The 19,568-nt window shown below is 71.8% G+C and carries 15 protein-coding genes; 4 read left to right on the top strand and 11 right to left on the bottom strand.

Translation table 11 applies throughout. The features are described from left to right. Positions 1–142 precede the first annotated feature (142 nt). From ACTWQI_RS24420 to ACTWQI_RS24435, 4 genes are all read right to left on the bottom strand, one after another. Complete coding sequence (locus ACTWQI_RS24420; RefSeq protein WP_443273740.1) at positions 143–1,297, bottom strand: COG1470 family protein; 1,155 nt, start codon at positions 1,295–1,297, stop codon at positions 143–145. A gap of 547 nt (positions 1,298–1,844) precedes the next feature. Beyond that, entirely contained in the window at positions 1,845–2,531 is a 687-nt protein-coding gene (locus ACTWQI_RS24425; protein ID WP_443273741.1) for an LPXTG cell wall anchor domain-containing protein, read from the bottom strand. A gap of 153 nt (positions 2,532–2,684) precedes the next feature. Further along, a complete protein-coding gene (locus ACTWQI_RS24430; RefSeq protein ID WP_443273742.1) occupies positions 2,685–3,170 on the bottom strand; it encodes an ATP-binding protein in 486 nt (161 codons plus the stop codon). A gap of 182 nt (positions 3,171–3,352) precedes the next feature. Beyond that, entirely contained in the window at positions 3,353–3,733 is a 381-nt protein-coding gene (locus ACTWQI_RS24435) for an STAS domain-containing protein (RefSeq protein ID WP_443273830.1), read from the bottom strand. A gap of 229 nt (positions 3,734–3,962) precedes the next feature. Here ACTWQI_RS24435 and ACTWQI_RS24440 point away from each other — a divergent pair, with 229 nt between their 5' ends. Further along, positions 3,963–4,928, top strand: coding sequence for an RNA polymerase sigma factor SigF (locus ACTWQI_RS24440; protein ID WP_443273744.1), 966 nt, complete (start codon positions 3,963–3,965; stop codon positions 4,926–4,928). A gap of 81 nt (positions 4,929–5,009) precedes the next feature. On the opposite strand, the gene hutI is transcribed toward ACTWQI_RS24440, so the two are convergent. The 4 genes from hutI to hutU form a co-directional block, all read right to left on the bottom strand. After that, complete coding sequence (gene hutI / locus ACTWQI_RS24445; RefSeq protein WP_443273746.1) at positions 5,010–6,209, bottom strand: imidazolonepropionase; 1,200 nt, start codon at positions 6,207–6,209, stop codon at positions 5,010–5,012. 98 nt (positions 6,210–6,307) lie between these two features. Then, positions 6,308–7,678 (bottom strand): formimidoylglutamate deiminase, encoded by a 1,371-nt coding sequence (locus ACTWQI_RS24450; RefSeq protein WP_443273747.1) that lies wholly within the window; start codon positions 7,676–7,678, stop codon positions 6,308–6,310. Further along, positions 7,669–8,937 carry an allantoate amidohydrolase gene (locus tag ACTWQI_RS24455; RefSeq protein WP_443273749.1) on the bottom strand — a complete coding sequence of 423 codons (1,269 nt, stop codon included), beginning with the start codon at positions 8,935–8,937 and terminating at the stop codon, positions 7,669–7,671. Before ACTWQI_RS24455 ends, ACTWQI_RS24450 begins: the two co-directional genes overlap by 10 nt. Then, entirely contained in the window at positions 8,934–10,592 is a 1,659-nt protein-coding gene (hutU, locus tag ACTWQI_RS24460) for a urocanate hydratase (protein ID WP_443273751.1), read from the bottom strand. The genes ACTWQI_RS24455 and hutU overlap by 4 nt, the downstream gene beginning before the upstream one ends. A gap of 169 nt (positions 10,593–10,761) precedes the next feature. Between hutU and ACTWQI_RS24465 the strand changes: the two genes are divergently transcribed. Continuing rightward, a complete protein-coding gene (locus tag ACTWQI_RS24465) occupies positions 10,762–12,153 on the top strand; it encodes a diaminopimelate decarboxylase (RefSeq protein WP_443273753.1) in 1,392 nt (463 codons plus the stop codon). 50 nt (positions 12,154–12,203) lie between these two features. Here ACTWQI_RS24465 and ACTWQI_RS24470 read toward each other — a convergent pair whose 3' ends face one another. The 3 genes from ACTWQI_RS24470 to ACTWQI_RS24480 form a co-directional block, all read right to left on the bottom strand. After that, the gene (locus ACTWQI_RS24470; RefSeq protein ID WP_443273755.1) at positions 12,204–13,121 is read right to left on the bottom strand and encodes a MurR/RpiR family transcriptional regulator; all 918 of its coding nucleotides are present in this window, start codon (positions 13,119–13,121) and stop codon (positions 12,204–12,206) included. 127 nt (positions 13,122–13,248) lie between these two features. Continuing rightward, entirely contained in the window at positions 13,249–14,631 is a 1,383-nt protein-coding gene (locus ACTWQI_RS24475) for an acyl-CoA synthetase (RefSeq protein WP_443273832.1), read from the bottom strand. A gap of 529 nt (positions 14,632–15,160) precedes the next feature. Further along, a complete protein-coding gene (locus ACTWQI_RS24480; protein WP_443273757.1) occupies positions 15,161–16,546 on the bottom strand; it encodes a cystathionine beta-synthase in 1,386 nt (461 codons plus the stop codon). 217 nt (positions 16,547–16,763) lie between these two features. Here ACTWQI_RS24480 and ACTWQI_RS24485 point away from each other — a divergent pair, with 217 nt between their 5' ends. Together ACTWQI_RS24485 and ACTWQI_RS24490 are read left to right on the top strand one after the other, a co-directional pair. Continuing rightward, positions 16,764–17,804, top strand: a complete 1,041-nt coding sequence (locus tag ACTWQI_RS24485; RefSeq protein ID WP_443273759.1) for an SGNH/GDSL hydrolase family protein — start codon at positions 16,764–16,766, stop codon at positions 17,802–17,804. A gap of 370 nt (positions 17,805–18,174) precedes the next feature. Continuing rightward, the gene (locus tag ACTWQI_RS24490; protein WP_443273761.1) at positions 18,175–19,395 is read left to right on the top strand and encodes an acetyl-CoA C-acetyltransferase; all 1,221 of its coding nucleotides are present in this window, start codon (positions 18,175–18,177) and stop codon (positions 19,393–19,395) included. Positions 19,396–19,568 lie beyond the last annotated feature (173 nt).

A 19,568-nucleotide genomic window follows, 5' to 3' on the forward strand; every position in this document is an offset into this window, starting at 1 on the left:
CCGGCGGGGTGATTGAGCCCGTCGCACCCATCGCGCACGGGCTGTGCGGGGGACCCCGGAGCCGCGCCGCAGGCCGCCGGTCGGCGGCTACGGGGGCTGGGGCGGTCGGGCGACACCGCCCACCGGCTGTCCGTGACGCCGCTCACGTCGCCGCTCCTGCCCCCGTACCGGACAACTGTCGTGTCTCCCGGCCGTCTTGCCCGTCCTGGTTGCCGCCTCGGACCTGGCCGGGAACGGGGTTACGGTCCAGGGCCGGGTCCGGCTCTCGATACGGGTCGCGCCTTCGGTCCGCGTCCCGTCCTCGGTCCGGCCCGCCGTCGGCCGTCGACGCGGCCCGTCGGCGACGGCGTACGCGCCAGGCGCACCAGGCACCCGCACCCGCCCCCGGGACGAGGAGCAGCAGTCCGGCGGCGAACCAGGGGACGGCGGCGTATGAGGTGGTCGCCGCGCCGTGGGCGCCGCCCGCCGCTCTCGCGGTGAGCGTGATGTCCACGGCGTCGAGCTCGGGCGGCCCGGGCCACTTCTCGGTGAGCCGGACCCGCTGTCCGGGCAACAGCTCCAGCGGAAGGGCGCGGGCATCCCGGCGCAGCACTTCGCCGAAGAGGCCCTCCGCGCGCACCGCGAGCCGGGGTGTCAGGACGGTGTTACCGCGGTTGACGAGCGCGTACCGGATCAGGGCACCAGAGCCGGCCTCCGCGACGGAGACGTCCTCGACGGACAGTGCGGACAGGGTCGGCCCGGTGACCCGCAGATGGATGCGGGTCACCGCCTCGCGCCCGCCCCCGCTGACGACGATCGCTCCGGGATGGTCGCCGGGCACGGCATCGGGCGGGACGGTCACGGTGAACGGGATCTCGGCCCGGGTGCGGGCCGGGATCCCGACCTCGGCCCGGACGAGGGACACCCATGCCCCGGTGTCCGTGCTCTGCCCCGGGGGCCGTACGGCGAAGGCCCCGGAGCGCGTGTTGTCGGCGTCGGCTCCGCGTAGCTCGACGGTGCGCGGCCGGTCACCGGTGTTCGCGACGGCCATCGCGTCCTCGAGTACGGCACCGGGGCGCCCCTCCAGGTAGAAGTACGCCCGGTCATCCGCGCTGGGCCTGGTCCCTCCGCCAGGCGCGGGCCCGGCGACCCAGCCCCCGTCTCGCGCGGCCGTGCCACCCGACGTCGCAGCCCCGGCCGCGCCAGTCGCGCCGGTGCTCGGACCGCTGAGTGCGACGCCGGCAGGCGCACTCATCAGGGTCACGGCGGCAACCAGCGTCACCAGCACAACGGCTGCCCTGCGGCTGCGGGACGGCATCGGCGGCTCCTCGACTGCGTGCTCGCGGATGGGACTGGAAGACGTGGCGTACGGCGCCGGAACGGCGGCCCGGTGCGCTGACGCGACTCGGCGCATCGGGCCGAATACGGGATGTGGCTCGGCGGCTCCTGCGATCTCTGACGGTGTAGAAAGCGACAGGCCGGTGCGCTGACGCGCCGGTGCGGTAGCGGTGCTGCTCGGCGACTCCTCGGGGTCGGGCTCCTGAGCTTTCGGACGGTGCGGAAGCGACAGGCCGGTGCGCTGTCGCGCCGGTGCGGTAGCGGTGCTGCTCGACGGCCGGACCAGCCGGTGGCCGGACCGGCCAGTCGCGTCGGCCGCGCCAGCCGCCAGAACGGGAGCGGCGGGTGCCGCCCAGCGCCAAGCCGACGGGTCCGGCCAGGCCCCGGAGTCGGCAGGCGCCAACGTGGCGATGGCCGGACTGGCCGAGAGCCGAACCGGCGGGCACCGACCAGGTGCGCGCCGTACGCGGCGCGACCCGCGTACGGCTCCCCGCAGCAGCGGCGCCGGCGGCACGGCGCGCCCGCCGCTAGGCGGGCTGCCTGCCGCCCCGGCGGGTCAGCCACAGCGCCCCGGCCACTCCGGCGAGGAGAACCGTTCCGCCCAGCGTGCCGAGCGCGATCGCCGAGTCCGCGGGGCCGGTCTGCGGCAGCTCACCACCCGATGGAGAGGCGTCCGACGCCCCGCCCACGCCCTGCACATCGAGCGTCAGCGAGGGCCCCGGATTGTTGCCGGGCGTGCAGGTGGTCGTCGTGCCCAGCGCCTTGATCGTCAGCGTGGAGGCGGTGAAGGTGACCTTGCCGCTCGCCTTCGGGGTGTAGGTGCCCGACAGGTCGGTGATCTTGATGGGGGTGTTGGGCGGGATCGCCTCGGAGTTCGTCGGGCCCGACACCGCGACCGTTCCGCTCTCCGCTCCGCCCAGCTTGATCAGCGCGCTCGGCTTCATCGCCCCTCTGCCCAGCTCCACCGGGCTGGAGGAGACGCCCTTCTGGAAGGACATCGTGAGCTTGTAGGAGCTTCCGCTTCTGACGCTCTTGATGTCGATGGGCGACACCGCTCCTTTGTTGCCGATCGGCGTCTTGCACTGGTAGTCGACGTCCACCACCGCTGCATGGGCGGCAGGGGCGGTCATCAGCACGGTGGCCCCGGCCACCGCCGCGACCACCGCGAACGCGCCCCCGCCGCGGCGGGCCGCGTGGCGCTTCGTGTGGGACACCTCGGGCTCCCCCTCTCATCGATCGTCGCCGTGAGAGTTACTGACGACATATCAGGTCGGCCGCTGACGGTACGCCGGGGACCTTGTAGAAGGAAGAGAAAGAACACGTCGGATCGACGTGTTCGGAGGGGAGATGGCGGTGAACGGACGGGGCTAGGCCGGTGCACCCAGCTCCGCCCACACCGTTTTGCCGACGCCGTCGGGGTTCCGTACGACCCCCCAGTCCAGGCAGAGCCGCTGAACGATGAACATGCCGTGGCCGCCGGGCCGGCCGGCGCGGTGCGGCGTACGGGGGGCGGGCGAGCCCGCACCGCGGTCCACGACCTCGAGCCGGAGGACCTTGCCCGTCATGGCGACCGCCAGCTCCTCCGGGCCCTCGGCGTGCAGACAGGCATTGGTGACGAGCTCGGACACGACGAGCAGCACGTCCTCGGCCGCAGCTCGCTGGTCGCCGGTCACGGCGGGGAGCCAGCCCCAGTCGTAGAGGGCCTTGCGCGTGAAGTCCCGGGCGCTCGGGACGATGCCACTCGCGTCCGTGAGACGGAGCCTGCGGACCTGACCGGGCTCAGGATTGGCAGGGGAAGCACCGTCCGACTCCGGGCCACGATCGCCCGGCGAGTACGGCCGAGTGGTGCTCATCAGCGCTTCACCTCACCGATTCGCCAATACGCAGGTAACGGATACCTGACACATTCATCAGATTCAGCTGTCTCCTGCCCGGCCAATCGAAGGGAACACCCACTTCTTCGGCACGAAAGGTGTGACGCATATAACGTGCAGTCACGCTGCGCAGCAGGCTGCAACAGGCGGAAGGGCGGCGGTCAGTCCGCAGGCGAGTCGGCGAGAGCCTCGTCAAGGGTGTCATGCACAGCGAATACCGCTTCGGCCCCCGTGATTTCAAATACCCTCGCGACCACGGGGAGCATCCCGGCCAGATGGACGCCGCCGCCCGCCGCCTCGGCTTTGAGCCGGGCACCGAGCAGCACATTGAGCCCCGTGGAATCGCAGAATTCGAGTCGGGAGCAGTCCACGACGAGCCGGGACAGCCCGTCGTCGACACAGCCCTCCAACGGTTCCCGCAGCAACTCGGCGGTGTGGTGATCAAGCTCACCCGCCGGCGTCACGACCGCGCTGGAACCGTGGTGCCGAACCTCGACCTGGAGTCGGCGCTTGTTGGTACTGCCGACCATCCCGCGGTCCATGCGCACCCCTTCTGGTTGCTTGCGACGGCGCACCATGAACCCTACGCCTTCGATACGCCGACCGGTAGCCGAACATCCCCTCGAAACGGGCATACCGCCCATACGCGACCTTGCTTTGCCGGGGTGGTTGCGGGTAGGGCTAGTAGGGACACATTCGCCACCGCCGGCTTGGGAGGCGCCGCACACCGCAGGAAGCGAGATCGGCATCGGCAGCCATATGCCGAGAATGATGGAGGAGACAATGTCACCCCGGCTCGACGAATCGCGCATCTTCGACGACGCCCATGAGGGCGCGCCGACCGCGTCGTCGACAACCGCCCCCGACCATCAGGGGGGGTATACCCGGTCCGACGGGATCGAGACCGAGGTCCGCGAATACGGCGAGGAGATCTTCGCCGACCTGCCCGAGGTCCCCCCGTACGACGAGGTGGGACCGCTGGACGCGAGGGCCTTGTCCAAGACCCTCTTCGCCCGTCTCGAGGAGCTCGAGGAAGGCACGCACGAGTACGCGTACGTCCGGAACACCCTGGTCGAGCTCAACCTCGCGCTCGTGAAGTTCGCGGCCTCCCGGTTCCGCTCCCGCAGCGAGCCGATGGAGGACATCGTCCAGGTGGGCACCATCGGGCTGATCAAGGCGATCGACCGCTTCGAGCTCAGCCGCGGCGTGGAGTTCCCCACCTTCGCGATGCCGACCATCGTCGGTGAGATCAAGCGGTTCTTCCGGGACACCAGCTGGTCGGTGCGCGTGCCACGGCGGCTGCAGGAGCTGCGGCTGGACCTGGCCAAGGCCGGCGACGAACTCGCCCAGAATCTGGACCGGGCTCCGACCGTGAGCGAGCTGGCCCATCGGCTGGGGATCACCAAGGACGAGGTCGTCGAGGGGATGGCGGCGAGCAACGCGTACACGGCGAGCTCGCTGGACGCCCAGCCCGAGGAGGACGACAGCGAGGGGGCCCTGGCCGACCGCATCGGCTACGAGGACAACGGGCTCGAAGGCATCGAGTACGTCGAATCGTTGAAGCCCCTGATCGCCGAGCTCCCGGCGCGCGACCGGAAGATCCTTTCGCTGCGCTTCGTCGCCAATATGACGCAGTCCGAGATCGGCGAGGAGCTGGGCATCTCGCAGATGCACGTGTCGCGGCTGCTGTCACGCACGCTGGGCCGATTGCGCAAGGGCCTGATGATCGAGGAGTGACACCGCCGCCGCCGTTCCGGCGAGACGGCGCGGATGGCGCTTGGAGGGCCCGCCTCGCATGGGGCGGGCCCTCCGCTTTGCTCAGACCAGCTCGCCCCTGCGCCAGACGGCCGAGACCAGAGGGACGCCCGGGCGGTAGGCGAGATGGACGTGGGACGGGGCGTCGAGCAGGACCAGGTCGGCGAGGGCGCCGGGGGTGATGCGACCGACGTCGGTGCGGCGCAGCGCGGCTGCGCCGCCCGCTGTCGCCGACCAGACCGCCTCGTCCGGGGTCATCCGCATATCGCGTACGGCGACGGCGATGCAGAAGGCCATCGAGCTGGTGAACGACGAGCCGGGGTTGCAGTCGGGGGACAGCGCGACGGTGACGCCCGCGTCGAGCAGTGGGCGCGCGTCGGGGTACTGGGCGCGCGTGGAGAACTCCGCGCCCGGGAGCAGCGTCGCCACCGTGTCGCTGTTCGCGAGGGCGTCGACGTCGGCGTCGGTGAGGTGCGTGCAGTGGTCGGCGGAGGCCGCTCCCAGCTCGACGGCCAGCTGCACACCGGGGCCGTAGGAGAGCTGGTTGGCGTGGACCCGCGGGGTCAGTCCGCGGGCCGCGCCGGCCGTGAGGACGGCACGTGCCTGGTCCCCGTCGAAGGCGCCCTTCTCGCAGAAGACGTCGATCCAACGGGCGTACGGGGCGCAGGCGTCGAGCATCGGGCCGGTGACCAGGTCGACGTACCGTGCCGGACCCGATGGGTCATCGGCGAACTCGGGGGCGACGATGTGTGCGCCGAGGTAGGTGACCTCGTCGGTGTGGGCGGCGGCGATGCTCAGGGAGCGGGCCTCGTCCTCGACGGTGAGGCCGTAACCGGACTTGATCTCGATGGTGGTGGTGCCCTGGCGCAACGCCTCACGGACGTAGCGGCCGGCATTGGCGTGCAGCACGTTGTTCGAGGCGGCGCGGGTCGCGGCGACGGTGGTGCGGATGCCGCCCGCCGTGTATGCCCGGCCCGACATACGGGCGTTGAACTCCTCGGTGCGGTCGCCCGCGAAGACCAGGTGGGAGTGGGAGTCGACGAAGCCCGGGATCACGGCCCGGCCTTCGGCGTCGATCCGGTTGTCAGTGGCGGGTGCTTTGCTGGATTCACCGACCCAGGCGATGCGGTCGCCGTCGATGACGACGGCCGCGTCCTGGATCAGGCCGAGGGGGCCCGCGCCGAGGGTGGGATCGCCCAAGCCGGAGGCGAGGGGAGGGTCGTTGGTGACGAGACTGGCGATGTGGGTGATGGCGGTGGCCATGAGCGCGCTGTGCTCCTTCGACCGCGTCACGGTCGCGGCTGTGGTGGCTGACGTGGCTGTCGGGGCTCCCGCGTACCGGCGGGCCGGGGACCGGCCGGTCAGGGGCGGAGTGCGTCGATCGCCTTGGCGAGTTCCACCGGGACGTGCGGTACGAGCTGGTGGACGCCATCGCGGACGATATGGCGGCCCGCGACCACGGTATGGCGGACATCCGCGTTGGTCGCCGCGAATATCACGCTCTCGAGTCCGAGGCCGGGCGGTGTTCCGACCGTTCGGACGGAGTCCAGCGCGATGGTGGTGAGATCGGCGGGCGCGCCGGCTTCGATGCGCCCGGACTCGGGCCAGCCGATGGCCGCGTGACCGTCGGTGGTGGCAGCGCGCAGCAGCTGCGATGCCGTCCAGTGGCCCCGGCTCCGGGTGCGCAGGCGCTCGTCCATCTCCATGGCCCGGGCTTCTTCGAGCAGGTCGATGACGGCGTGGCTGTCGGTGCCGAGGGAGAGCGGACTGCCCTTGTCCTGGAGGTTCTTGGCCGGCCCGATGCCGTCGGCCAGGTCCCGCTCGGTGGTCGGACACATGCACACGCCGGTGGACGAGCGACCCAGGCGAGCGACGTCCTCGGCCGTCAGGTGGGTGGCGTGGACGGCGGTGGTGCTCGGGCCGAGCACACCACGGTCGGAGAGGAGGCGTGTGGGGCTGCAGCCGTGGGTGGCACGGCAGGCGTCGTTCTCGGCGGTCTGCTCGGAGAGATGGACGTGGAGGGGCGCCATCCGGTCCTTGGCCCACTGCACGACCGTGCCCAACTGCTCGGCGGGGACGGCCCGTACGGAGTGGATGGCGGCGCCGAGCCGGGCGTGGTCGCCCAGGGCGTTCGGGTCGAAGGCGGAGACGCGTTCCGCCCAGGCGTCGGCGGTGCCGTCGCTGAATCGGAGTTGGTGCCCCTCGGGGGCGGCGGCCTTGCGGCCGATGCCGAAGCCGGAGGCGAGATAGCAGGTATCGAGGAGGGTGATACGGATACCGGCCTCGGCGGCGGCCGCGATCAGCGCCTCGCCCATGGCATTGGGGTTCTCGTACCGATCGCCGCCCGGGGCGTGGTGCAGATAGTGGAACTCACCGACGGCAGTGATGCCGGCCATGGCCATCTCGGCGTAGACAGCCCGGGCGAGATCGAAGTAGCTCTCGGGGGTGAGGCGGGAAGCGATCTCGTACATCACGTCGCGCCAGGTCCAGAACGTGCCGGAGCCGGTCTGGACGGTGCCGCGCAGGGCCCGGTGAAAGGCGTGCGAGTGGGCGTTGGCGAAGCCGGGGACGGTCAGCCCGCGCAGGGTGACCGCCCCGGCCGGCGGGGCGGGCGTGTCGGCCCGCACGGCTGCGATCCGGCCGTCCCGCCCGCTCTCGATCAATACGTGCTGCTCCACCGTGCTCCCCAGCCAGGCGTGTTCCGCCCAGTAGGTCTGCGGTGTCAGTGACACGCCAGGCCCTCCAGTACGTCGGCAAGTGCAGTGACCCCGGCGAGGCAGTCGTCCTCGGCCGCCGTCTCGGCGGGTGAGTGCGAGACGCCGGTGGGGTTCCGTACGAATAGCATGGCCGTGGGAACGGCGGCCGACAGAATACCGGCGTCGTGCCCCGCGCCTGTGGGGAGAACGGGAACAGGGACATCTTCCGTGCCGAGGAGGCCGGCGAGCTTGTCGCGCAATCCGTGGTCGAACTCGACCACTGGAGTGAACGACTCGCGAGTGACCCGCACCTCGACGCCGTCGCGCTCCCCGTACGCGGCCGCCGCACGTTCGATCTCGCCCACGACGGCCGAGAGGGTGTCCTCGTCGGCGGCCCGGGTGTCCAGCCAGCCGCGGACGAGCGAGGCGACGGCGTTCACGCCGTTGGGCTCGACGCCGACCTTGCCGAAGGTGGCGAGAGCGCCGGCGAGCCGGGCCTTCTCCCGGGCGGTGAGCACGGTGCTCGCATAGGTGAGCATCGGATCGCGACGGTCCTCGATACGAGTCGTCCCGGCGTGGTTGGCCTCGCCGTGGAAGTCGAACCGCCAGCGGCCGTGCGGCCAGATCGCGGAGGCGACGCCCACCGCGTGGCCCATCCTGTCGAGCGCCCGGCCCTGTTCGACGTGGAGTTCCACGAACGCCCCGATGCGGGCCAGGCGTTCGGGGTCGGGGCCGATGCCCGACGGGTCGTACCCGGCCCGCTCCATCGCCTGCGCCAGCGTGACCCCGTCGGCGTCGCGCAGCGCGTGCGCCTGCTCAGTGGTCAGCTGCCCCGCGGTGAGGCGGGAGCCCACGCAGGCGAGGCCGAAACGGGCGCCCTCCTCGTCGCCGAAGTTGACCACGGCCAGCGGGCGGGTCGGCTGCGCGCCGCGGGCGCGCAGCTCGTCGAGCGCGGCGAAGGAGGAGACGACGCCGAGCGGACCGTCGAAGGCGCCGCCCTCTGGTACGGAGTCGAGGTGCGAGCCGGTGACGACGGCGTTGGCGCCTCCGGGCTCGCCGAGCCAGGCCCACTGGTTGCCGTTGCGGTCCACCTCGTAGGCCAGGCCGCGGGACTCGGCCTGGGTCCGGAACCAGGCGCGGCAGTCGGCGTCCGCGCCGGTCCAGGCGAACCGGCGATAGCCGCCTGTGGCCGCGTTGCGCCCAATGGGCGCCAGGTCTCGCCACATCTCCTGAAAGGAGAGGGGTGTGGGCAGTCGTTCTGCTGGGGCGGAACGGGTGGGCACACCGGGGTTCATGCGTCCTCCCGCATGGGGATGCGGACTCCACGGTCCCGGGCGACCGCGTCAGCGGTGTCGTAGCCCGCGTCGACGTGGCGGATGACGCCCATGCCCGGGTCGTTCGTCAGCACGCGGCGGATCTTCTCTCCGCCGAGCTTCGTGCCGTCGGCGACCGTGACCTGGCCCGCGTGGATGGAGCGGCCCATGCCCACGCCCCCGCCGTGGTGGATCGACACCCATGACGCGCCGGAGGCGACGTTGACCATGGCGTTGAGCAGCGGCCAGTCCGCGATGGCGTCCGAGCCGTCGAGCATGGCCTCGGTCTCGCGGTACGGGGACGCCACGGAACCGCAGTCGAGATGGTCGCGGCCGATGGCGAGGGGCGCCCGGAGCGTGCCGTCGGCGACCATCTCGTTGAAGCGGGCCCCCGCCTTGTCGCGCTCGCCGTAGCCGAGCCAGCAGATACGGGCGGGCAGCCCCTGGAAGTGCACCCGCTGCTCCGCCATCCTGATCCAGCGGGCGAGGGACTCGTTCTCCGGGAACAGGTCGAGGATCGCCTTGTCGGTCGCCGCGATGTCCTTGGGGTCGCCGGAGAGTGCCGCCCAGCGGAAGGGGCCCTTGCCCTCACAGAACAGTGGCCGGATGTAGGCGGGCACGAAGCCGGGAAAGGCGAATGCGCGCTCGTAGCCGGCGAGTTGCGCTTCGCCGCGGATGGAGTTGCCGTAGTCGAAGACTTCGGCGCCCGCGTCCATGAAGCCCACCATGGCTTCCACGTGCTTGGCCATGGATGCGCGCGCCCGCTGGGTGAACTCGGCGGGCTTCTCGGCCGCGTAGGAGGCCATGTCGTCGAAGTCGACGCCGATCGGGAGGTAGGCGAGCGGGTCGTGGGCGCTGGTCTGGTCGGTGACGATGTCGATGGGCGCGTTCACCGCGAGCAGCTGCGGGACCACCTCGGCGGCGTTGCCGAGGACGCCGACGGAGAGCGGCCGGCGAGCATCACGCGCCTCCACCGCGAGCCAGAGGGCGTGTTCCAGGCTGTCGGCCTTCACGTCCAGGTAGCGGTGTTCGATCCGGCGCTCGATGGCGCGCGGGTCGCAGTCGATGCACAGGGCCACGCCGTCGTTCATGGTGACCGCGAGCGGCTGGGCGCCGCCCATACCGCCGAGCCCGGCGGTGAGGGTGATCGTCCCGGCGAGCGTGCCGCCGAACTTCTTGGCGGCGACTGCGGCGAAGGTCTCGTACGTGCCCTGCAGGATGCCCTGGGTGCCGATGTAGATCCACGAACCGGCCGTCATCTGGCCGTACATGGTGAGGCCCAGGGCCTCCAGCCGCCGGAACTCCTCCCAGTTCGCCCAGTCGCCGACGAGGTTGGAGTTGGCGATCAGCACGCGAGGCGCCCACTCGTGCGTCTGCATCACGCCGACCGGACGGCCGGACTGGACCAGCATGGTCTCGTCCTGCTTCAGCGTGCGCAGGGTACGGACCATCGCGTCGAACGAGCGCCAGTCGCGGGCGGCCTTGCCCGTGCCGCCGTAGACGACGAGCTGGTCGGGATGCTCGGCGACCTCCGGATCGAGGTTGTTCTGCAGCATCCGCAGGGCGGCTTCCTGCTGCCACCCCTGAGCGCTCAGTTCCGTGCCACGCGGTGCCCGTACGGGTCGCGGTCCTGACATGAGCACTACCTTCCTGCCGTCGACTGGATCGATGTATTCACATCTTCCTGCGGTGAATAGGCGTAGTCAACCGGGCGCGGGCTCCGACCGCGCGGTCCGACCCGCGAAGCGTCCGCCCGAGCGAGGCGGTTACGGCCGCAAGGTCCCCTCCGGGTGGTTGAGTGGCGGTATGACCTCGACGCACAGGGACCAGATCCACCGGGACCGCGACCGCCCGGACTGGGCGAGCGATCCGGCCGCTCGGCGCGGACAGGCGGTGCGGGCCGCCGTCGTACACGGGCTGATCCGGCCCGAGGAACCCGTGGTCGGACTGCTCGACGTGACCGGCATCCGGCAGTACGCCACCGCGCTGATCACCGCCTTCTCGGAGGTCACCGCCCCCGGCACGCCGCAGCTGCACGCGTTCGCGGTGAAGGCCTGCCCGCTCGTGCCCGTCCTCCGGCTGCTCGCCGCCGAGGGGCTGGGCTGCGAGGTCGCGAGCCCCGGGGAGCTGGCGCTGGCCCGCGCAGCCGGCGTGCCCGCGGAGCGCACGGTGTTCGACTCACCGGCCAAGACCCAGGCCGAGCTGCGGGAGGCCACCGGCCTCGGCGTCGCGGTCCACGCCGACAACCCGCAGGAGCTGGCCCGCCTCGACGAACTCGTGGGCTCCGCGCGGGGGAGTGCGCCCGCTCCGCTCGGACTGCGCGTCAATCCCCAGGTCGGCGGCGGGGCCATCGATGCGCTCAGCACGGCGACCGCGACGTCGAAGTTCGGGGTCGCCCTGCGCGACGAAGGGGCGCGCGAGTGGATCGTGCGCGCCTGCCTGGACCGTCCCTGGCTGACCCGGCTGCACGCACACACCGGGTCCCAGGGACTCCCGTTGGAGCTGATGGCAGCCGGCGTGCGCGAGACGTACGAGCTCGCGCAGGAGATCAACGCGGCGGCCGGGCGCCGGCAGATCGACACGCTCGACATCGGCGGCGGTCTCCCCGTCAGCTTCGCCACGGACGAGCCGCCGGCCTTCGGCCCGTACGCTCGCCTGCTCCGCACCACGGTCCCCGGTCTGGTCGACGGCCGGTACGGCCTGGTCACCGAGTTCGGCCGGTCGCTGCTCGCCAAGAACGGACTGGTGCTGGCCCGCGTGGAGTACGCCAAGTCGGCAGGCGGGCGGGCCATCGCGGTCACCCACGCGGGAGCCCAACTCGCCACCCGTACGGTGTTCACCCCCGGCGCCTGGCCCATCCGGGTGGCGGCGTACGACGCGGAGGGGCGGCCCAAGAGAGGTCCGGCCGTGGCCCAGGACATCGCGGGCCCCTGCTGCTTCGCCGGCGATCTGGTCGCCGAGAACCGGGAGTTGCCCTTGCTGGAGGCCGGTGACCTGGCGGCGCTGCTGGACACCGGGGCGTACTACTTCACCAACCACTTCGCGTACAACAGCCTCCCCCGGCCTGCGGTGTACGGCTTCCTGCCCGACCCGGCGGCGCCCGGGGGCGTGCGCTTCGCGCTGGTGCGCCGCCTGCAGACGGTGGACGAGATCGTCGCCGAGAGCGGCGGAGCGGAGCGCGACGCGCTCATCGGATGAGTCACCGCGACCATCGGACCGACGTCACCCGGGCGTGACATCCGCGGCGATCACTCCACGAACAGGCCCCGGGCCGCCGCCTGTGCGTCGAAGGCCTCCAGGCGTGCCTGCGCGTCCGGGAGGGCGTCGCACATCGCCTCGAGCAGCACCCGGCCCAGGAGCATCGGTGCGCACGCGGTGTCGAAGGCCAGGCCCGTGCCGACGGCCCCCGGCAGCAGCACGTCACTGTGTTTGGCGACCGGCGCGAAAGCGCTGTCGGCCACCGTCACCACCGTCAGCCCCGCCTCGCGGGCGTGGTCCAGGGCCTCGACGACTTCCCGCGGGTGGCGCGGCAGCGCGAAGCAGAGGAGCACGGTCGCGCCTGCGCGGCCCGCCGCGTCGATCCGGTCGGCGAGCATCGTGCCACCCTCGTCCAGCAGCCGTACGTCCGGATGCACCTTGGCCGCGAAGTAGGCGAAGCCGCGCGCCTGGGCGGAGGCCGCCCGCAGCCCGAGCACCGGCAGCGGGCGGGACTCGGCGAGCAGCCTGCCCGCCCGCTCCACCGGAGCCGGGTCGGCAAGGGCATCGGCCAGTTGCCGCAGATTCTCGATCTCCGTCTGGACGGCCTGCTGGTACTCGTTGTGCGAGTCCTCGCCGTCCCTGCGCTCGGCCGGAGCGACCTCCCGCAGATGTCTGCGGAGCGCCGGGTAGCCGTCGAAGCCGAGGGCGACCGCGAAGCGGGTGACCGAGGGCTGGCTCACCCCGGCCAGCTCAGCCAGTTCGACGCTCGAGAGGAACGGCGCGTCCGCCGGCCGCCGCACCATGCAGTGCGCGATGCGCCGCTGCGTCGGCGTCAGCCGGTGCCCTTCGAAGAGCTTCTGCAGCCGGGCGGAAGCGCTCGACGCGCCAACGCTCCCCTCACTGACGCCGCTCCCACCGCTGACACCACCGCCACCGCCGAGGCGTCCGCTGCCGTCCGCGTCGCTCATGTCCTCGTCCTCCAGTCGGTCGTCGCGGAAGCACTGGGCTGCGGGCCGCCGGGAAGCACCGACATCTATTCAGTCACCAAGAACTCTGCATGACCATATGCAGGACCGGCAAGCGAGGCCGCTCCCTTCACGCCGGAGGCAGCAGCTTCTTCTGCGGCTTGCCCATCGCGTTGCGCGGGAGGGAGTCCAGGAAGATCACGCGGCGGGGACGCTTGTGGGCCGACAGATGACCGGCCACGAAGCCGATCAGGTCGCGCTCGGTGACACCGTCGGCTACGACGTACGCCACGATCTCCTGGCCGAGGTCGTCGTGCGGGGCGCCGATCACCGCCGCCTCGTGGACCGCCGGGTGGTCCAGCAGGGCGTTCTCGACCTCACCCGCGCCGATGCGGTAGCCACCGGACTTGATCAGGTCGGTGGAGGCCCGGCCGACGATGCGGTGCGTGCCGTCGGAGTCGACGGCCGCGATGTCGCCGGTACGGAACCAGCCGTCGTCCGTGAACGCGGCCGCGGTGGCCTCGGGCCGGCCCAGATAGCCGCTGAACAGCGTCGGACCGGTGAGCTGCAGCTCGCCGATCCCGGCGTCCTCCTCGGCGGCGATACGGGTACGGATGCCCGGCAGCGGCGTGCCGACGCAGCCGGGCCGCCGCTCGCCTCCCGCCCGGGCCGACACGGTGATCAGCGTCTCGGTCATTCCGTACCGCTCGACCGGACGGTGACCGCATCGCTGCTCCAGATCCCGGAAGACCGGTGCGGGCAGCGGCGCGCTTCCCGAGACCAGCAGGCGGGCGCCGCGCAGCTCCCGGGCGGCGGACGCGTCCCGTACGACCCGGGACCAGACGGTGGGCACGCCGAAGTACAGACTGCCGCCCACCGCCGCGTAGGCCTCCGGGGTCGGCCGGCCCGTATGGACCAGTCGGCTCCCCACCCGCAGGGCACCGAGCACGCCCAGCACCAGCCCGTGCACATGGAACAGCGGCAGACCGTGAGCGAGGGTGTCCTCCGGAGTCCACGCCCAGGCCTGCGCGAGGGCGTCCAGGTCGGCGGCGACGGCACCGCGCGGGATCAGCGCGCCCTTGGGCGCACCGGTCGTGCCGGAGGTGTAGAGGATCAGTGCCGTGGCGTCCGGCCCGGGCTCCGCCTTCGCCCAGTCCGCCCGCTTCCCCAGGTCGACCGGAACGGCCTCGATGCCGACCGCGCCACCGGCGTCCGCCGCACCGCCGCCGAGCATCAGCTCGGCCCCCGAGTCCCGCAGGATGTGGTCCCGCTCGGCGGGGCCCGAGTCCGGCGGCAGCGGCACCACGGGCACTCCGGCCATCAGTCCGCCCACCACTGCCGCGACCGTCTCCAGCGAGGGGTCCGCCCGTACGGCGACGGCCGCGGCACCCGCGACACGGGACGCCACCGCGCCCGCCGCACCGACCAGCTCCTGGCGCGAGCACGACCGCCCGGAGACGGTGACCGCGTCGGGGCGATCATCGCCGTACGGGGCGGTCAGAGCAGGCAGCAGGACCTCGGGCACGGGGTGGACGGGCGACTGCACGGGCTGCTCCTTCTGGTCGGGCCCCTTCGGCACCGCGGGGTCTCCCCCACATCGTTTCGGGAGCCCGCCCCGCCGACAAGCGCCGCAAGCGCCCCTGTGCCGCAGGTCGTCGGCATCGCGGCGGTCCACGGCCCGAACCCGCCGTGGCCCGGAACAGACCCATGGCCCGTGACGCGGTGTCACGGGCCATGGGCAGGTAGGTGGTACGCGCGGGGACCGCCGCACCCCGGCCGGAGCCGGGGGCGGGACGACGGCGGTCCCCGCGGGGGACGCGGGCCGGGTCAGGGCCGGTCTGCCACGTCCGGGCGACCAGGAGGTCCGGGAGCCGCTCCGGAGGTCCTTGGCGCCGTCCTGCGGTGCCGGCTCGGTCACGACTCCCAGCTTCTCGCTGCCGTGCCCTCGCCGACGAACTCCACTGTGCCGGGCCCGTGTTAAGCCCGTGCTGCGCGCGCGTGACGCATACGTACCACTTACGCGAAGCACCGACCCTTGTCGCCTACTTGGCCCCCTTCGCGAGGAACGCCAGCAGATCCTGCCTGCTCACCACGCCCGTCGGCTTGCCCTCCACCAGCACGATCGCCGCGTCCGCGCCCTCCAGGACCGCCATCAGGTCCGCGACCGGCTCGCCCGACCCGACCTGCGGCAGCGACGGGCTCATATGCTTCTCCAGTGGGTCGCCGAGCGTCGCGCGCTGCGTGAACAGGGCGTCCAACAGCTCGCGTTCGACGACCGAGCCGATCACCTCCGCGGCCATGACGTCCGGGTGGCCGGCGCCCGGCTTCACGATCGGCATCTGCGAGACGCCGTACTCGCGCAGCACGTCGATGGCCTCGCCGACCGTCTCGTCCGGGTGCATATGGACGAGTGAGGGCAGCGCGCCCTCCTTGTACGCCAGCACGTCCGCGACGCGCGCGGTGGGCTCGCCCTCCTCCAGGAAGCCGTAGTCGGCCATCCATTCGTCGTTGAAGATCTTGCTGAGGTAGCCGCGGCCGCTGTCCGGAAGCAGGACGACCACGACGTCGTCCGGCCCGAGCCCCTTCGCGACGTGCAGCGCCGCGACGACCGCCATCCCGCACGAGCCGCCGACCAGCAGGCCCTCCTCCTTGGCGAGGCGGCGCGTCATCTGGAAGGCGTCCTTGTCGGAGACCGCGACAATCTCGTCGGTCACCTCCGGGTCGTACGCGGTCGGCCAGAAGTCCTCGCCCACGCCCTCGATCAGGTACGGCCGACCCGAGCCGCCCGAGTAGACCGATCCTTCGGGGTCGGCGCCCACGATCCGTACCCGGCCGTCCGAGATCTCCTTCAGGTAGCGGCCGGTACCGGTGATCGTGCCACCGGTGCCGATGCCCGCCACGAAGTGGGTGATCCGGCCGTCGGTCTCCCGCCACAGCTCGGGACCGGTCGTCTCGTAGTGCGAACGCGGGTTGTTGAGGTTGCTGTACTGGTCGGGCTTCCAGGCACCGGGCGTCTCCCGCACGAGCCGATCCGAGACGTTGTAGTACGAGTCGGGGTGCTCGGGGTCGACGGCGGTCGGGCAGACCACGACGTCGGCGCCGTAGGCCCGCAGGACGTTGATCTTGTCCGTGGACACCTTGTCGGGGCAGACGAAGATGCACTTGTAGCCCTTCTGCTGGGCCACTATTGCCAGCCCGACACCGGTGTTGCCGGAGGTCGGCTCGACGATGGTGCCGCCCGGCTGCAGCGCGCCGGACTCCTCGGCCGCCTCGATCATCCGCACGGCGATGCGGTCCTTCACGGAACCACCCGGGTTGAAGTATTCGACCTTGGCCAGGACGGTCGCCCGGATCCCTTCGGTCACGCGGTTGAGCCGCACCAGCGGGGTGTTGCCGACGAGCTCAATCATCGAATCGTGATACTGCACGACGTTCTCCAGATCAGGCGGGGTCTCCGCAGTTCAGGCGGCGCAAGTCGGGCGCCCGTGCGCCCAAGCCTATGCCGCAATCGGCTGCCGTACGGATGCGCGCACGAGGCACGGACGGGGGCGTTGCACGAAGGGCCGCACGGGGCAACTAGCCAGTAGCACGAAGACACGGTCGCACGGTCCGCCCCAGGCGGGCGCGGCAGGAGGCGGGGCAGGCATGTCGAGGGCGAGGGTGGCACGGCGGATCGCGGCGGCAGCGGCGTACGGCGGCGGCGGAATCGGATTGCTGGGCGGGGCGGCGGTCGGGCTGCTGCTGACGGAAGTGCAGTTGGCGCGGCGGTCCGTGGGCAGCTCGCCGGACATGCCGCCGAACGCGGACGGCCGGTACGGGACGGTGTTCGCCCGGCACTCGGGGCACCGCCCGCTACGGCTCGCCCTGGCCGGGGACTCCACGGCGGCCGGGCAGGGCGTGCACCGGCCGCGCCAGACGCCGGGCGCGCTGCTCGCCTCAGGACTCGCGGCGGTCGCCGAGCGGCCCGTGGACCTGCGGACGGTGGCGCTGCCCGGGGCGCAGTCCGACGACCTGGAGCGGCAGGTGTCGCTGCTGATCGAGGACCGCGACCTGGTGCCGGACGTCTGTGTGATCATGATCGGCGCGAACGACGTCACCCATCGGATGCCGCCGACCCGGTCGGTGCGGCTGCTGGCGGACGCGGTGCGGACGCTGCGGCAGCGCAACTGTGAGGTGGTGGTCGGGACCTGCCCCGACCTGGGAACGATCGAGCCGGTCTATCAGCCGCTGCGCTGGATCGCCCGGCGACTGAGCCGGCAGCTGGCGGCGGCACAGACCATCGGCGCGGTGGAACAGGGCGGCCGTACGGTCTCGCTCGGCGACCTCCTGGGGCCGGAGTTCGAGGCCAACCCGCGCGAGCTGTTCGGCCCCGACAACTACCACCCGTCGGCGGAGGGCTACGCGACGGCGGCGATGGCCGTCCTGCCGACACTGTGCGCGGCGCTGGGCCTGTGGCCGGAGCCGGAGCAGCCGGACACGTCGCGGCGCGAGAGCGTCCTGCCGGTGGCGGAGGCGGCGGCCCAGGCGGCCTCCGAGGGCGGTACGGAGGTGGCCACGGCGGCCCCGGTGGGCATGCGCGGCCCCTGGGCTCTCCTCAAGCACCGCCGCCGCCGTCGCCTGCCGACGAACGACACCGCCGCACCGTCCCCGGACGCGGTCCGCGGCTCGGGCCGCCAGCTGTACTGATCACGAGCGCTTGGGGACGCCGGGCGGCCTGCAGCATGGCGAAGACCTCCGATGTGGTGAGGTGGGGGACATCTTCACCGCACCGGAGGTCTTCGCGGCCCACCGTATGTCGGGCTGACCATTCAGAACAGACCTGTGCTGGCCGAAAATGTTCGGTCGGATCGAGGAATCCCACATGCCGCGACAGAGCCGGACATCCCCGTAAACCACAGCCCATAAGTGGGCCTGCCCGGGCGATTCGACGGCGAGCGATACTGGACTGAGCGTGCGCTTAGAAAAGAGGCCCGCGTCACAGCACACGGGCCGTGACCTCAGCGGTACGTGCGGGTAACTTCCCCCACAGACCTGCTTACGTCCCCATGGAGCCGTGATGCCCGAAGCCGTGATCGTCTCTGCCGCCCGCTCGCCGATCGGACGGGCATTCAAGGGATCCCTGAAGGAGGTCCGTCCCGACGACCTGACCGCCGAGATCATTCAGGCCGCGCTCGCCAAGGTCCCCGAGCTGGACCCGCGCGCCATCGACGACCTGATGCTCGGCTGCGGCCTCCCCGGTGGCGAGCAGGGCCACAACCTGGGCCGGATCGTCGCCGTCCAGATGGGCATGGACCATCTGCCGGGCTGCACGATCACCCGCTACTGCTCCTCGTCCCTCCAGACGTCCCGGATGGCGCTGCACGCCATCAAGGCGGGCGAGGGCGACGTCTTCATCTCGGCGGGCGTCGAGATGGTCTCGCGCAGCGTCAAGGGCACCTCCGACGGCCTGCCCGACACCCACAACCCGCTCTTCGCCGACGCGGAGGCCCGTACCGCCGCCCGCGCCGAGCAGGAGGGCGCGGACTGGCACGACCCGCGCGAGGACGGCCTGGTCCCGGACGCCTACATCGCGATGGGTCAGACCGCCGAGAACCTGGCCCGCTCCAAGGGCATCACCCGCCAGGAGATGGACGAGTTCGGCGTCCGGTCCCAGAACCTCGCCGAAGAGGCGATCAAGAACGGCTTCTGGGAGCGCGAGATCACCCCGGTCACCACGCCGGACGGCACGGTCGTGGCGAAGGACGACGGCCCGCGCGCCGGCGTGACGCTCGAGGGTGTCCAGGGCCTCAAGCCGGTCTTCCGCCCCGACGGCCTGGTCACCGCGGCCAACTGCTGCCCGCTGAACGACGGCGCGGCAGCGCTGGTCATCATGTCGGACACCAAGGCGCGCGAGCTGGGTCTGACCCCGCTGGCCCGGATCGTCTCCACCGGCGTCTCGGGCCTCTCCCCCGAGATCATGGGCTACGGGCCGGTCGAGGCGTCGCAGCAGGCGCTCGCCCGTGCCGGGCTGACCATCGACGACATCGACCTGGTCGAGATCAACGAGGCGTTCGCCGCCCAGGTCATCCCGTCCTACCGGGACCTGGGCATCGACATCGACAAGCTGAACGTCAACGGCGGGGCCATCGCCGTCGGCCACCCCTTCGGCATGACGGGCGCCCGGATCACCACCACGCTGATCAACTCGCTCCAGTTCCACGACAAGCAGTTCGGACTGGAGACCATGTGCGTCGGCGGCGGCCAGGGCATGGCGATGGTGCTGGAGCGGCTGAGCTGAGCTGCAGCGGAGGGTAGGGGTCGCCCGAACCCCAGCCGATCTGCGGCTCCGCCGCGTGGGAGGGCGGCACCTGCCCGCAGCGGAAGCGAAGCGGAACGCGACCAACGAACAAGCGCGGCTGAGCTGATCCGATCTGAGCTGAACCGCAGCGGGTCGGCCACCCGGTCGTGACC

Source organism: Streptomyces sp. KR80, from assembly GCF_052245555.1.
GTDB lineage: Bacteria > Actinomycetota > Actinomycetes > Streptomycetales > Streptomycetaceae > Streptomyces.

Excerpts from the sequence above, each read along its gene's own strand:
- ACTWQI_RS24420 (WP_443273740.1), bottom strand. The coding sequence starts at position 1,297 with ATGCCGTCCCGCAGCCGCAGGGCAGCCGTTGTGCTGGTGACGCTGGTT.
- ACTWQI_RS24430 (WP_443273742.1), bottom strand. The coding sequence starts at position 3,170 with ATGAGCACCACTCGGCCGTACTCGCCGGGCGATCGTGGCCCGGAGTCG.
- ACTWQI_RS24435 (WP_443273830.1), bottom strand. The coding sequence starts at position 3,733 with ATGGACCGCGGGATGGTCGGCAGTACCAACAAGCGCCGACTCCAGGTC.
- ACTWQI_RS24440 (WP_443273744.1), top strand. The coding sequence starts at position 3,963 with ATGGAGGAGACAATGTCACCCCGGCTCGACGAATCGCGCATCTTCGAC.
- hutI (WP_443273746.1), bottom strand. The coding sequence starts at position 6,209 with ATGGCCACCGCCATCACCCACATCGCCAGTCTCGTCACCAACGACCCT.
- ACTWQI_RS24455 (WP_443273749.1), bottom strand. The coding sequence starts at position 8,937 with ATGAACCCCGGTGTGCCCACCCGTTCCGCCCCAGCAGAACGACTGCCC.
- hutU (WP_443273751.1), bottom strand. The coding sequence starts at position 10,592 with ATGTCAGGACCGCGACCCGTACGGGCACCGCGTGGCACGGAACTGAGC.
- ACTWQI_RS24465 (WP_443273753.1), top strand. The coding sequence starts at position 10,762 with ATGACCTCGACGCACAGGGACCAGATCCACCGGGACCGCGACCGCCCG.
- ACTWQI_RS24470 (WP_443273755.1), bottom strand. The coding sequence starts at position 13,121 with ATGAGCGACGCGGACGGCAGCGGACGCCTCGGCGGTGGCGGTGGTGTC.
- ACTWQI_RS24485 (WP_443273759.1), top strand. The coding sequence starts at position 16,764 with ATGTCGAGGGCGAGGGTGGCACGGCGGATCGCGGCGGCAGCGGCGTAC.
- ACTWQI_RS24490 (WP_443273761.1), top strand. The coding sequence starts at position 18,175 with ATGCCCGAAGCCGTGATCGTCTCTGCCGCCCGCTCGCCGATCGGACGG.